Annotated in this window: 6 protein-coding genes; all 6 read right to left on the minus strand. The window is 30.2% G+C overall.

The genetic code is table 4. The annotated features are described in order from the left end of the window. Positions 1 to 22: 22 nt before the first annotated feature. On the minus strand, positions 23 to 1,096 hold the full coding sequence (locus MAG_RS03810) for an ABC transporter ATP-binding protein (RefSeq protein ID WP_011949895.1): 1,074 nt from the start codon (positions 1,094 to 1,096) through the stop codon (positions 23 to 25). 7 nt (positions 1,097 to 1,103) lie between these two features. Then, the gene (locus MAG_RS03815) at positions 1,104 to 9,275 is read right to left on the minus strand and encodes an ABC transporter permease (protein ID WP_011949896.1); all 8,172 of its coding nucleotides are present in this window, start codon (positions 9,273 to 9,275) and stop codon (positions 1,104 to 1,106) included. Between the two features lie 182 nt (positions 9,276 to 9,457). Continuing rightward, a complete protein-coding gene (gene ftsH / locus MAG_RS03820; protein WP_011949897.1) occupies positions 9,458 to 11,485 on the minus strand; it encodes an ATP-dependent zinc metalloprotease FtsH in 2,028 nt (675 codons plus the stop codon). A gap of 70 nt (positions 11,486 to 11,555) precedes the next feature. Further along, on the minus strand, positions 11,556 to 12,416 hold the full coding sequence (gene tilS, locus MAG_RS03825) for a tRNA lysidine(34) synthetase TilS (protein WP_011949898.1): 861 nt from the start codon (positions 12,414 to 12,416) through the stop codon (positions 11,556 to 11,558). After that, a complete protein-coding gene (gene pth / locus MAG_RS03830; RefSeq protein ID WP_011949899.1) occupies positions 12,416 to 12,982 on the minus strand; it encodes an aminoacyl-tRNA hydrolase in 567 nt (188 codons plus the stop codon). Before pth ends, tilS begins: the two co-directional genes overlap by 1 nt. Then, on the minus strand, positions 12,982 to 15,246 hold the full coding sequence (locus tag MAG_RS03835; RefSeq protein WP_232955109.1) for an ATP-dependent DNA helicase: 2,265 nt from the start codon (positions 15,244 to 15,246) through the stop codon (positions 12,982 to 12,984). The genes pth and MAG_RS03835 overlap by 1 nt, the downstream gene beginning before the upstream one ends. Positions 15,247 to 15,432 lie beyond the last annotated feature (186 nt).

Consider the following 15,432-nt stretch of genomic DNA (forward strand, 5'->3'; position numbering starts at 1 on the left):
GCACGGGTGTGTGCTTTTTTACTTATTCGCCTTTAAATAAGTCAATTTGGTCAGGATGAATAGGGTTTTTATTAACTTCAATTTTTGAAATTCTTCCTTCAACAACATGAACGATTCTGTCCGCCATCGCCGCCATTACTGGGTTATGTGAGACCATAACAACAGTTGTTTTATTTTGCTTGTTTATCTCATATAAAAGTCTTAACACAATTTTAGTTGTGCTTTCATCAAGCGCTCCGGTAGGTTCGTCAGCAAAAATAATTTCAGAATTTTTCGACAGCGCTCTCATTATTGAAACTCTTTGTTGCTGTCCCCCTGACATTTGTGAAGGAAACTTGTGCATTTCTTCTTCCATTTCAAACTTTTTAAACATTCCAACAATGTCTAGTTTCTTGTTTTTATCTGTTTGCAAATATCCACTAGTTTCAACATTGTCATAAGCATTTAAATTAGCTAATAAATTATAGTTTTGAAATATAAAACTAACATGTTTTCTTCTAAATAAAGTCAGCTTGTTATTTGACAAATACGGTAAGTTTTCGTCACAAACTATGACATCGCCTTTACTTGGCCTGTCTAAACCACTAATAAGGTTTAATAGTGTACTTTTCCCTCCACCAGAGATGCCATAAATTAACATTAATTCACCTTGTCTAACATCCATCGAGACATTTTTTAATACTCTGGTCACAATGTTGTCATTAACGTAATATTTACTTGCATTTTTAACCTCAATTACAAGTCCAGGAGTATTTTTTGTATAAAATCCGTCATCATTTTTTCTTTTTCTGCTGTTTATTTTATTCAAAATTGATCTTATTTTTCTAGGAACAATAATGTTTTTCTTCTTGCTATTTTGATCCAAAATATCAAACAAATTATCTTTTGTAATTTTGACGTCTGTGGCTATTTCAATGGTTTGTAGGTTGTCTTCAACTATTTCTTCAGATGTTAACGACTGACTCTTTTTCTCTTTGTGCGCCTTGGCTTTTTTTGCTCCCTTACCAGCTTTTTTGTCACTGGCATTTTTGCCATCATTTAATTCAGATGACTCATCGATTTTAAATAAGTCATTATCTTTTTTATTAATATCCATAAGTTAATTATTTACCTTTCAATAAGTCAACTGGTTTCATCTTGTTAATACTAATTCAAACTGAAATAGATGTTACAGCAAATATGATAAGCATTAAGCCTGAAGTTATAAGCACATGTCACCATTTTAGTGACAACAATAGAGAAATAGATGATGATGACAGCAAGAATGATCCAAACACATTTATCATAGCAATTACTATTGGTATTGAAATAATTAATGCAGCAACCAAGAACGGTATAAATGCTCCAAAGAACATCATCAGTTTTTCTTTTTGGGAATAACCTAATATTGACCAAATAGCAATATTTCTTTCATTTTCACTAACAATAATTGATGACATTATTATTAATATTATTAGCGAAATTACGAAGTTTATAACTATTATAAATATGCTTATTTGTTCAATTGTGTGTCCAACTTGAACCACAAATCCAACTTCAATGTCACGTGAATCAATTGAATTGCTTAGCGCAATAAACAATTTGTTTTCATAAATTCTACTAAAGTCTTCAATATGAGCTTTTGCTGAATTTTTAGCGCTCTCATAAAGTGAATCGCTGAATTTTTCAGCTTTTGGATCCAATAACTTAGCTATATCATCTTTGGTAAACCCATGTTGGCTTTGTAACACTCCACCTTTTTCAGGTATATCTGAAACTCTAAAAATTTCATCAAACATTTTCTTAACAGTTCCTTGATCTAGAGAACTAACATCAAAGCCATCAAGGCCGGCTCAATATCCACTTGGCGAATATAAACCGGCAGATTCTGTAACTTGCACTGGGTTTGCATTTTGTGTTAACACACCATTGAAGCTACTTTCATTATCAGGCAAGCCCACTAATAAATTAGCAGCACTATGAGTTGTTATTAATTCATCATTTATATATGTAGGATTAATACCAACTATTCTAAATTTGGTTTTAATATTTTGATCATATTGCTTTTTCAAGTCTGCCTGTTTTATAGGATTATTTGCATAAATTTTTTCCAATAATTTTTGTCTATATCTATCGACTCTATTAGAAATAACAAAATCAATTTGATCATTAATTCCTAATTTATGTTTTTTAGCAAAAACATCATTAACAACTAATGGATAAACCTTATTTTCAACCTTAAAGTTATATAAAACATCATACAAGTTATTGCCATTTTTATCAATTAACTTAACTTTAGCACTCTTTATATCTTCTGGCTTTCTATAACCATATATTTTTGAGCTTATATTATTGTATGAACCACTAATATATGTATATGTTTCATCATAATGCTTATCAAACAAAATTCCGCCAAAGCCTATAAAATAGTCATTAACTCATTGTCTGTCTAAATCAGATTTATCAACTAGCCAGAAATCAGAATCGCTTCTTGACGCTTTTCAATTTGTAATAGGATTAATTAATTCTTTACCTTCAGCAAGCAATTTTTCATGTTGCATTCTGACAATATCATTCTTTTGGTATGCCTTGACTAAGAAATCTCTATATTCATTTCTTCCGCCACTATCACCTGTTTTTATAGTCTTCATTACATATTCTTTGTTAGTTGCATCTCAGTGTGCAAGCCTGAAGCTACCTTGTTCATCATTTGGTGATTTGTAATACTTAAAGAAATCATATTTCTTGCCTGATGCATCTTCATATGACATCAAACCGTTCGAATCTACCTTAATTATAGGCTTATTAGGATCAGTAATTAATTTACCATTTTCATCTAAACTTTGTGTCCATTCTAATTGATGGCCTACTAAATCTCTTATTTTGTCAATTTTAGCCTTCTGACTATCAGGCATGCCATTGTATGCTATCAATCAAGGATCAGCAGCAACACCAGCATCCACAGTTACATTTACACTAAACTGTGAAAGCAAGTGCGGAGCAAATTCACCTGGATTTCCATTTGCTTTGTTATCAGGATTTATGATACTTGATTTACCTGGTTTAAAGTAATCAGAAGTTTCCCTATTTCCTTCATTTAATGAACCAATAGGTGTATAAATTAGATCTTTTAGTTCACTTGGATTATACAATGAATAGTATTTTCCTTCTGTTGTAGGTGATTCTAAATCAATCTTAAATCTATAATCTCTATTTTTATAAGTGTCATTAATTGTATTGTTGAATGTCTTATAGTTGGCTAGTCCAAACATTGTGGCTATTGATGTTAGTAACACCGATCCACCAAATGATGCTAGTTTCCAAAAACCACTATAAGCAAGGGTAAAACTGAAACGCTTCTTAACATTTTTCTTGTTAATAAACTTCTTCTTGATCTTGTTGAATAGCTTGCCTCTTGGCGCATCATCAACACCAGTTATTAAGTCAATTGAACTCTTTCTTAGTGAAATAAGTGCAACAACAATGATTAGTAAGCTCATTCCTAAAAATGGTATAAACACATTAAAGAAGAGTGAGAAGAAATCAAATGGTATGGCCGATTTAGGCAGCGTCCAGTAATTAGAAAACACATTTTGCAATAATATCTGTGTTCTAAATCCAATTGAATATCCTAATATTCCACCTATTAATGAAGTAACCATCGCAAATGGCAATAATGAAATAGCTATTTCAATTGGCCTATAACCTTGTGCAAGCAATATGCCAAACACTTTCGCTTTATTAGCAATATATCTTCTAATAATAAATATTATAGCCACTGACACCATAATAATAAATAGTGACATTAAAGCAATTATTGAACTTAAAATTACATTAATCATTCCTTCAATAGTTGTTATTCTTAAAGCTCTTTCAGGATTAATAGGATCTAACTCATCGTACGAAAATACTCTCTTAAGTTTGTTTGCATCACTAATTGAGCTATCAACTATGTTTGTAATATTTCTTTTTACAACTTCATTGCTGTTTTTTGAACCATTAACAACTAAAAGATTCTTCTTAACAACATTGCCTTGGTAAGCGGCCATAATTCTAGAAAAGCCATAGTTATTTAAATAAACTAATGCTTGGTTTTGTGTATTAACCTGTAAATGGTTTTCATCAATAACTGGATAAATATAGTCAACAGTTGTATCTTCCCCAACTATTAAAAACTTAATTCCATTAACATCTAAAATATACTTATCATCAATTGTGTTAAGCAAGCTTTCCATTTCAACATTATTTCTCGGAAGCTCACCATTATAAATAGCTTTATTATTCTTCGATAAGTAAGCATAGTTAACTTTTGCATAGTAACTACTTATATCATTAAACACAATGTCTTTTAATTCTTTAGGCTCAACAATTCCATTCACTACCTTGCCAGCTAAATTTAGAAAATCTATACCAAAAATGGTAGCTTTCTTGGTTTGTTCATTGAATATTTTATTTACTCTAGCTCCATCTAAAGCCAATGTAATTTCTTCACTGTAATCTAGTGGAACTAATGACGTGTCTTTGTTCGCTCATATTTGTTCAAAATAAGCTTCTAATTCTAACTTTTTAGAATTGTCTCTAATAATTTCTTCAAAGTTTCCAATTCTATTTGAAACTATGTAGGCTAAATTACCATTAATCTTTCCTAAACTTTGCTTTTGAGTTGAAAGAAATGATGTCATTAACTGTGGATACACACTTCTTAGAACTGGATTTATGATTATTCTAGATAATCCGAACAATTCAATTGGGAAATTAATTTGCATTGACCTAGCAATTAATAAAACAATATCTTTTATTTCTCAAAATTCTTTAGTTGAAAAATATCTATCAACAGCCTTTTTGATGGTTTCATAATAAATTCCATTAGGCGCATAAATCTTGCCTGATTCAGCTGGTTCTTTGTTATATTTTGAATATTGTTGGCTAGCACCAATTAAACCCAAAAGCTCTATCAAACTGCGTTTTTGGCTAGATAAGTAACGTCTGAACTTTGGATTTTTGCTTGCTAGTTCTTCAACTTTAGCATTGGTAAACTTGCCGTTAGATTCATTGAAAACAGTAACTTGTTCTGGTCTATGTAGCGCTATTGAAAGTCCAAAATTACTATCATTAAAGCTTGGCAAGTTTTCGTCTTGAGCTAGCTTATTGATTTCATCTAAAATAGTTTTATCAATACTTAACTTCAAGAAATCATTAACAAATTGTAAGGCTTCTTTTTGTGTTGCATTGTTGCCATAGGTTAACATATTTATTCAAGGAATTAGTAAATCAAAAGCTTGAGCACCAAGTGAAAACTTATTGACAACACTTGCCTGACCATATGCTCCAATGAAACCTTTTCAAAGTTTTCAATTTTCATCGCCTTCATTAAAGCTGTTGAAGTCATAAATTAAGTCGGCAAGCGTCTTGCTTTTTTCGGGGACAATCTTTGTTTTTTCATCTAAACTTGTGGTTGTTTGAACAATAAAACTTTGAACTTTATTTAATTTTTCAATTACTTTTTTATCTATAATAATCTCGTTAGTTATTATGTTAAATTTCTTTAATATTTCTAAGGCTTTAATGTCTAATTCATGCAGACCAACCGAATTTCCTTTGATCGACATAACTTTTAAAATGTGTTCTTTTGCATAAGAAATATCATTATTGATTTGTTGATTTTTAAATATTGCTTTGCTTTGATCAGCACTCAAAAGTGCTGGGAAGAAAGCTAAAAAGTCACTAAAACTCAATTTTTCATCATCAGAATCAGGTGTAACGACTGATCCAGAACCACTTTCTACTTTACTTGTGCTTACCTTATCCGATAAGTTAAACATCTTAATAAGATTATCTTTAAATTCTCTGTTTGTGCCTGGATTATAGAACAATCCGTAAATTAAGGCCATCATTCCATCTTTAGGTCTTATGGTTTTTAAAGCAACTTTTTCTCTGAGTACTTTCTCTTTATTTGATTCATAATCAAAATCTGATTTTTTATATTCAAAATAATTAGTCGTCAAGTGCTCACTTAAATAATTAGATAAAACATTAAAATCAATGTTTTGCAAAATACTATTTAAGCCTTCTTTAACATTGTCGAATTTACCATCTTTGCTTACTTTGCTAAGTAATATTTTGATTCCATCAATCAATGAAGGAACTGATTCATTTAATTTTTTGTATAACAAGCTGTTTTTATCATCTAAATTAAGAACTTTTTGAAAATCTAAATTATTAATAAATGCTTTTAAGCCTGTTTTAAGGGTTTTCTGGTCAACAGACTTAAACAATCAATCAATCAATAATCCCGAACTTAGTCTGTTTGTGTATTTTTCTTTATTATGCTCAACCTGTTTCTTTCATTCGCTCTTGTATCACTCGTTAGCTAGCTTACTAAAATTATAAATATCAATGCTTCCGATAATATTTTGAAATGCTTTTATAACTTCTTTAGGATCATTCGAAAGGTAAATTAATTCTTCAGCACTTAAGAACTTACTTATGTCAAGACCAGCTAAACCAGTTATTAAAGAATAAATATTATTTACTTCTTTAACTAGATATTTTTTCTGGTTTTCTAAATTACCTTTTTCACTTAATTTAGCCTTAACTCTTTCAAAAATGCTAAATAAAATGCTTTTGAATATGTTGCCAGAATCACTGTGGCTTAGCTCATAAAGTAAATCGAGTCCTATTTTTGGAAGCAGTTCTCTATTAATTTTTGATGAAGTAAAAGCATTGGCAAAAGTGTTGCTGTTTAACACTTTTTTTACCGCTTTAGTAATTTGGAATACATTCTCTTGCGAAATAAATTCATCCTTAACCAAAACAGAATCTAATAGTTCTTTTTCAATAGCTTCCGCTAAGAAGTCAACTTTTCCAGTGGCCAAAATATCATTGATTAATTCTGCTCTTGGTGATAAAAACTGAGTAGGAACATAAGATATATTGGCTAATGACTGATCCTTTTTAGTTCATCCGTAGTCATCAGTTTTAATGAATTTAGTTGCTAATGTTACCTTATTTTGTTCCATTCATTTGGTTAATAAACCTTTATCAAAGCCGTGTTCTCCAGCTCCATCAATATGAACTGTTTTTCAAAATAGTTTGCCATCAGAATTTGCTAAAGTGACTAATTTATAGTTGTTTCCTCTAAAAGTTATTCCTAAATTTAGCTTCTTATACTCAGACTCTAAAGTCTTAGAATCAATATTTTTATTCTTATTATTAATTAAATATTTGTTCAAAAGAACAATTTTTGAACTCTCTTTTCTAATACCTTTTGTAACTGGATTTATGTCAGTTACTTCAGCAAATTCATAAATTGGCTCAACATACTTAGGATCTGGGAAAAGATTTCTACCTATTGATTGTATAAGCAATGAAGCAATATAAGGAGGTAGCTGATTCTCCTTATAAACTGAATCATCAAACTTGCTAGAAGGAATTAAAGCACTTTTTCTTTTTTGTTCTTCAAACAGCTTCCCTACATTAAGTTTAATGCCATCAACTTCGCCTTTTTCATCACCGATGTTTATGAAGTGAAAAACATTTTGTTTCTTTGTTTTTTCATCAATCGCATCAACAGTTATAGTTTTTCTTAATCCTAGGTTGGCTCTGCCACCAACTTCATCAGCAATCTTATCAATAATTATTTTTTTAGTAACTTCATATGCTTCTTGTTTAATTAAATTGAAGTTCTTATTTTTTAAATCTTTGTCATTAATAGCTTCTAGTAATGCTTTGTTGTAATTTAGTTGATTTTTATCTATAAATGACTCGATTTCAAGAATGCTTTTTGCGCCAGATTTGTCTATTCTATAGGATGATCCGCCTGGGAAATTAGTTCTAGATTCATTTATATTATTGTTTGAATTATCAGCATTGTATAACTTCTGTTTAGTGTCAGTTTCATTAATTGGAATACTAATATTAACTTCTTTTTTAGATAATTTAGTGCTATTATAAGGCTCAAAAACAGTTTTAATGTTTTTTGTTCAATTAGAAAACTCTGCTAATTCTTTTCATTTTTTATAATTAGCTGACTTGGGATCATTTTTGCTGCTTTCAAGCTCTTCCATAAAGGTTTTAAAAGCGCCTGTCCATTGATTTTTGTTTTCGCCAGTAAATGTTGTGTGGTAGTTTCATCTTTCAAATGAAACATTTTTGGTTTTTTTAGCAAGTAAATCTTTACTTATTTTGATTTCTTTGTTTTTTTGTATTTTCAAAATCTTTGCTGGCTTAACTTCAATTGATGGTTTATTATAAAAATCACTAATTGTTCATTCGCTTTTTACTTTTGACTTTTCATCCAATAAATAAGTGTTATTGGTGGTTGCTGATGTTGTGTCAGCAGACGGAGTTAAAGCCTCACCTTTATCTAAAAATTTAGATAAATTGTTGTTGTTTCCTTCGTTAATAAATACAAAATTATTGTCTGAGACTTTCTTAAATCCAAACTTTTCAATTCATTCGTTTGCAGGAATAATAATGCCTTTATTTTCTGCTAATCATCTTTGACCAACGCTATATTCGTTAGTGATTTTTTTGTCCAAAACATTTATAAACAATGGCTGAACTTGCTCAGCATAAACAAGATTAGGCTTGCTTGGATCTGTTCCTTTTTTAAGAATCATTAAATCTGAAAGGGTTAAATTTTCTTTGTCAAATGTTACTTTGTCAGTATTTTTTATGCTTTTGCTTTGAGTAACAGCTTCAAATTTGTCGCCTTTTTTCTCATAAAAAATAAAGTTTTTGTCTTCTTTTTTTAATTTGAAACTTGCACTATTCGCATCATTTTGATCTTTTCCTAATTTAAATTCAACAATTGAATTATTAGGATCAGCAGAATAAATTGAGTAAAGAATATCTAAGTCGTCTTTTTTAATATAGTAGTTACTAAGGCTTCCATTATTGCCACCATCAATACCAGTAAAATTGCTTAAGCTAATAAATTCATTATTTTGCAAATACAAAACATTCTCTATAGAATCCTTATACTCACCCTCGCCGTTCGCTAAATAATAATTGATCGACTTGTACTCTTTTACTCCATTTTGACCTAAAACCTGTCCATTGACAAAATAGCCTTGATTAAAGGCGCTTCCTTGACTTGGAAGGTTCAAATCTACAGATAAATCATGTTTCACAGATAACTTTTTGTAATTTTCAAAACCAGTGACAATAGATGATCTTAATGATGAAAGCAGGGTAAAAACAGCTGAAGTAATAAATATAAGTATACTTAAGCCGATAACCATAATTTTGTTTTTAGATAAGGACTTAAAAACTTCTTTAGATAGTCTTCACATAATAAAAAATTAATCCTAATTATAAAGTGTAAAAATTATACTAATATTTTTATAAAAAAATATTATTTATTATTTGTGCTAAATACATCTCGCTAAATAGTTTTTAAGACTGTTTGATAGGCTTTTTAGTCAATAGTAACGTTCTAAATTTATATTCTAGAGTTAAAAGAAAAAACGACGGTCTACATCGTTTCTCCTTTTTCTTCAGATTTTCCATCCAATATATCATCTATTGTAAGGTTAACGTTTTCAGCTTTTTCTTCTTTGCTTTCTGAAGGCAATTTCATATTCTTTGCAATGTATTCAATCTCTTCAGCAACAATTGTTTCTTTTTCTAATAAAGCTGTCTTAATCAACTCATGAAGTTCTCTGTTTTCTTCAATAATTTCCTTAGCTTTCTTTTCAGCCTCAGTAATTATGTTTCTTACCTCAATATCAATTTCGTGTGCAACCTGCGCCGAGAATTGTGCAGATTTTAAGTAGTCCCTACCTAAGAATGGAGAACCATCATCTTGTTCATATTGAATAGGTCCTAAATCAGACATACCCCATTCAGTAACCATTTTTCTTGCAATTTTTGTTGCTTTATGTAAGTCATCTGAAGCTCCTGTTGAAACATTTTCTTTTCCATAAATAATTTCTTCAGCAGCTCTACCACCCATAAAGCTGGTAATCATTGCAATAAGTTCTTTTTTGGTTAAGTTGTACTTTTCTTCTTCAGGTGTCATCAAGTTGTATCCACCAGCTTGACCACGAGGAATAATAGTAATTTTTTGCACCTTATTTGCACCTGGCATTTTGATACCAACAACAGCATGTCCTGCTTCATGATATGCAACCATTGTAAGCTCACTCTTGGTTATAACTCTGTTTTTCTTAGCAGGTCCAGCCATAACTCTATCTATAGCTTCATCAATATCATCACGTTCAATGATTTCTGAATCTCTTCTAACTGCTAGTAATCCAGCTTCATTAATAACATTTTCAAGTTGTGCACCAGAGTAACCAGGTGTTCTTTTTGCAACTTGTGCAAGGTTAACATTAAGTGAAACTCTTTTACCTTTGGCATGTAAATTAAGAATTTCTTCACGTTCTTTAACATCTGGAAGGCCAACAGTAATTGTTCTGTCAAATCTACCAGGACGAGTTAATGCAGGGTCTAAAACGTCGGTTCTGTTTGTTGCAGCAAAGAATAGAATTCCATTATTATCTTTCATCCCATCCATTTCAACAAGCAATTGGTTTAGTGTTTGTTCACGTTCATCGTGACCACCACCAATACCTGAACCTCTAGTTCTACCAATTGCATCAAGCTCATCAATAAAGATTATTGCAGGAGCATTTTTACGTGCTTCATCAACAACAGTTCTAACTCTTTTAGCACCTAGACCAACAAACATTTCAACAAAGTTTGATGCTGAAATAAAGTAGAAAGGAACATTAGCTTCACCAGCAGTTGCTTTAGCTAATAATGTTTTACCAGTACCAGGAGGGCCACCTAATAAAATACCGTGAGGCATTCTTGCACCAGCAATTTCGTATTTTTTAGGATTTTTTAAATAATCCACAATTTCTTTAATTTCTTCAACTGCTTCTTTATTTCCAGCTACATCCTTAAAGGTTTTGTCACTCTTAATTTTTTGCGCTGGATTCTTTTCATCCCCGATAGCACCAATCATGTTCATGCTTCTTTTCATCATTGAACGATACAATCAGAAAAGAATAATTATTCATAATAATGTAGGTAATACAGAAAGAGCAATTCTAGCAAATGTATTTGGTTTTTCTAAAACCAATCCTACAGTGCTTCATTGTGTTGATAGTACATTTGCATCAGCGCCGGGATGTTTTAGTAGATCTGCAATACTATATGTTTTGTCACCGATAGTAAACTTATCTGGCAAAATAAATGTTTTTTCAACGATACCTTTACCTAATCTCACTTCACGAAGTTTTGCTATCCCGTTTTCAACAAACGTATATTTAGCAATATCTTGTACTCCATCAATTTTTACTTCTGCTAAATAGGTATTGTCATCAACACTTTTGCTAGCAGCCACAATGTCATTTACAAAGTCTTGGAAATTACCTTGTCTAACTTGTGGTTTAAAACGGTTTCAGAGAAGTAATGTAATTATTAAAAGAATTACTGCTGAAAGAATGGTTCAAAGAACGATTTTAGCAATTTTTTGCTTTCTTTCATTTTCCATACAACTCTCCTTCCTTCTTATTTATAATAATGTTTATAATTTTAATGTAATTTTTATAATTAGTCAAAAATTAAAAAACTAATTTTCCATGCTTTTTTTGTATAAAAACATTGTTTTTGATCAAATATTGGCCTGTTCTGTTTTTACTTAATATAAAGCCAATTATTGATTTAATTTTTCCGTTTGATAATTTTATGTCTACATAATTTTCATGCACAAACTTGTATGCTAGCCTCTCTTTGTTGTTTAAGTTCAAAAACTCATCTTGGCTAAATTGAGTCTTCTTTCATTGCTCATACTCTAAAACAGTTTCTTTTTCAAGCTCGGCAAGCTCATTATTTTCTTTTTGTACGTCATCAAAAATTTTACTTTTCTGGCTGTTTGATAGGCTTTTTAGTCAAATTCTTATTCTATTTCTTGTATATATAGGTAAGTCATTAGTGTAATCATTTGCATACTTAATCTTTTTATTATGCAAGGCTTCTAAAATTTCATTTTTGAACACTTTACCAACAAGTGGCCTAACAACTTTCATCCCATAAATATAATTTTCTGTTTTTATTCCAAAAAAATCTGGCTGTCTTTTAGATTCTTTTTGCATAAAATAGCTTTCTAAAAAGTCGTCTTTATGATGTGCTAAATATAAGGCTTCGCAATTATATTTTTCATAAATTTTTTTAAAAAAAGCAAACCTTTGTTCTCTTGCTCATTTTTCAAAATTGCCTTTAAAACAGGCTTTCTGGTCGATTTCAAGACATTCAAAAATTATGCCTTTATCCTCGCAAAATTTTCTTACAATCTCGACATCATATGCTGAATCCTGTCTAACATTGTAATTAACAGTTGCAACCACAATATCACTTCTTTGGCTAGATATTAAATCTAGCAAATACATAGAATCTGGACCGCCACTAATTCCTAATAAAATCACTAAATAACTCTCTTTTTGTTATCGGTATTGAACTTATTCATAACAAAATTTACATCATTATACACCAAAGATATTGCCGCATCAGCCACTTTTTCAAGCACTTCTTCAACAACTATCATTTCATCTTTTGTAAATAAAGAAAGCACATAATCCTTTATTGTTGTGCCACTATTAACACCTATTCCAACTCTAATTCTTTTAAAATCATTACTACTGAATTTACTCATTAATCTCTCTATTCCTTTGTGACCGGCACTTGATCCGCCTATTTTTATAGCTGCTTGACCGATAGAAAAACTAAGATCATCATAAATAACAATAATGTCCGAAGGATTTATTTTATAAAAGCTAGCTATTGAATAAACAAAATCACCTGATTTATTCATATATGTAAGTGGTTTAGCTAAAATAAATCCGTCAGAAACAGCAAATTCGCCATTGAATTTTTCTTTATTTAGTGAAATATTTAGTTTTTCACAAATTTTATCTATTGCCAAAAATCCGGCATTGTGTCTTGTGAATCTATACTCATTGCCTGGATTTCCTAAACCAACAATTAGCTTCATTATTTCGCCTCTTTTTCTATTAATGATTTTAAATTAGTATAGTGCTTTAAATCAGCATTTCTAGATTGAATTTTTTGTATATATAAGTCCTTAGAACCTAAAAGCAATAATTCCTCTTTTGCCCTTGAAACAGCCGTATACATAAATTTTTTAGTAAACATATGCTCAACTCTGTTTTTCAAAATTCCAAAAATAACGCAGCTAGCTTCTGACCCTTGGAATTTATGCACAGTTATAGCATAAGCTAGTGATAAGTTCTCTAAAATTTCGCTTCTGTTATACCTAACTTTTTTACCTTGACCAAAACCAACAATAATAAATGTGTTCTTGCTGTCTGTATTTATTTCTTCAACAATGCCTATTTCGCCATTAAAAACATTTTTATCATAATCATTTACAGTTTGTATAACTCTATCACCAACAAATAAAGTTAAATTGTTGTGAATTGATAAATTCTTTTTAGCGCCCGTTCTTTTTATATTTCATTCTTGAAGCCTTTTATTAACTTCATTAATTCCGGGCTGCCCTAACTCTAAATATGAAGGAAGTAAAATTATTACATTATCAATTGAATACTTGTTGACTTTTTCTTCATATATTTTAACAATATTGTTTAAAAACAATATTCCGTTTTGCTCAATGAACTTTACATTTTCTGTATCAATTTTAGGAACTTTATTGTCGTTTATGGCTATAAAATGCTCGAATATGTCAATTTTGTCAGTTCTATGAATTTCTTTTAATACAAAAGTAGGAAGCTTTTTACTGTTAATAATATCTTCTAACAAATTGCCCTTACCGATGCAAGGTAGTTGATCTCTGTCCCCGACTAAAATAAGTCTTTCAATGCTTGTACATGTTTTCAACAATTCATACATAATTGGCAAACTTACCATTGAAAACTCATCAATAACAACAACTTTAATAGGGTTCTCTTTTTCAAAAGATTCAATGAATGAATCATCTTCATCAGGTTTAGATAACTTTAAAAAACTATGAATTGTTCTGGCTTCTATGCCTGTTTTATAGGCTAATATGGTCGATGCTCTTCCAGTAGGAGTAAGCACTGCAATATCTTTTTTCTTATAATGCTTATCCTTTAATAAAGTTTCAACAATATAAGCAATTAAATAACTTTTTCCGGTTCCTGGATAACCAGTTATAACTGAGAGAGGATTATTTAAAGCGCTTGCATAAGCTTTTTTTTGTTCTTCTGCTAATTTTTGAGATGTAAGTGGATTAACTTGTTGCTTTAGCTCACTATCTCTTATTTTGATTAGTTTTTTAGCAACAAACAATTCTTGCTCGTATACTTCATTTAATGAAAGCCTTTTAGAATCACTATCAAAGTAAACTTCTCCTCGCTGGATCATTACATTTAACGATTCAATAATTAAATCATCACTTATGTCTCGTTTTTGAAGCAACAGTGACAACAATGACACAATATAAGACTGTTCAAAAAGTGTGCTGTTATCTGAATTATCTCTTCTATAATCCTCATATCAGTTTCATAAACTTTTATAAAAAGGTAAATCATCATAATACATTGTGCAAATGTTATTAAAATTTGTTCTTAATATCTTATAAGTAAATGCTCTTATTATTTTGTAAGGTTCAATGTTTTTGTTTACACATTGTGCAAAAAGGTTTACTAACTTAAAATCAATTCAATGATCTACATACAATTCATATGGATCACCATTGTTTTTATATCTACTAACAAAGTCATTGTTCTCAAATCTAGCACGCAGTTTGTCATACAATTTCAAAAGTCCATTTTCAGCAAAAAAGTCATAATCTTTTTGATCAAAGCTGTTTATGAAAGCCTTCAAATTTTCGTATATGGCTGTTTTTAAGACATTTTGGGCAGATTCAACATCATTAAATAACTCTTTGATACTTGATAACCCTAACTCACTTTTTATTCTTTGAATCCCTTTAACTCCTAGCCCAGCCACATTGCTTACTAGCATTTTTTCAATGTCGCTATCATTATCGGGACTAACAATTTTAAAGCTTAGTAATTCATATGTTGAATTTTGATATTTTGAGCGCTTTGAAGCTCTTAATTTAATTTCAATTTCATAAAAACATGAGCTCTTTATCTCTTGTTTATTGGTGTAAATGAAAAAACGCTCTCTCTCAGGACTTGATTCAAAAATTCAGAGCTCTCTTGGAATGTTATTATCAGCTCCGCTTCACTTTACAACTAAAAACTTCCCTTTTAGCCTTATGGCTCCTGAATTACTTTCATTACTCATAAACATTTTTATTAATTATAGAATATTAAAGGCTTATTAAATTAAATTATGTTGGATTATATTTTTAAATTTTTCTCTCATTTTTATCAACACACACATGTGGATAACTATGCAAAAAATTGTGGATAACTTGTTATATAAACACTTTATAAGTTGTTTATATTATTTATTATTTATTATATTAAT

Source organism: Mycoplasmopsis agalactiae PG2 (assembly GCF_000063605.1).
Lineage (GTDB): Bacteria > Bacillota_I > Bacilli_A > Mycoplasmatales > Metamycoplasmataceae > Mycoplasmopsis > Mycoplasmopsis agalactiae.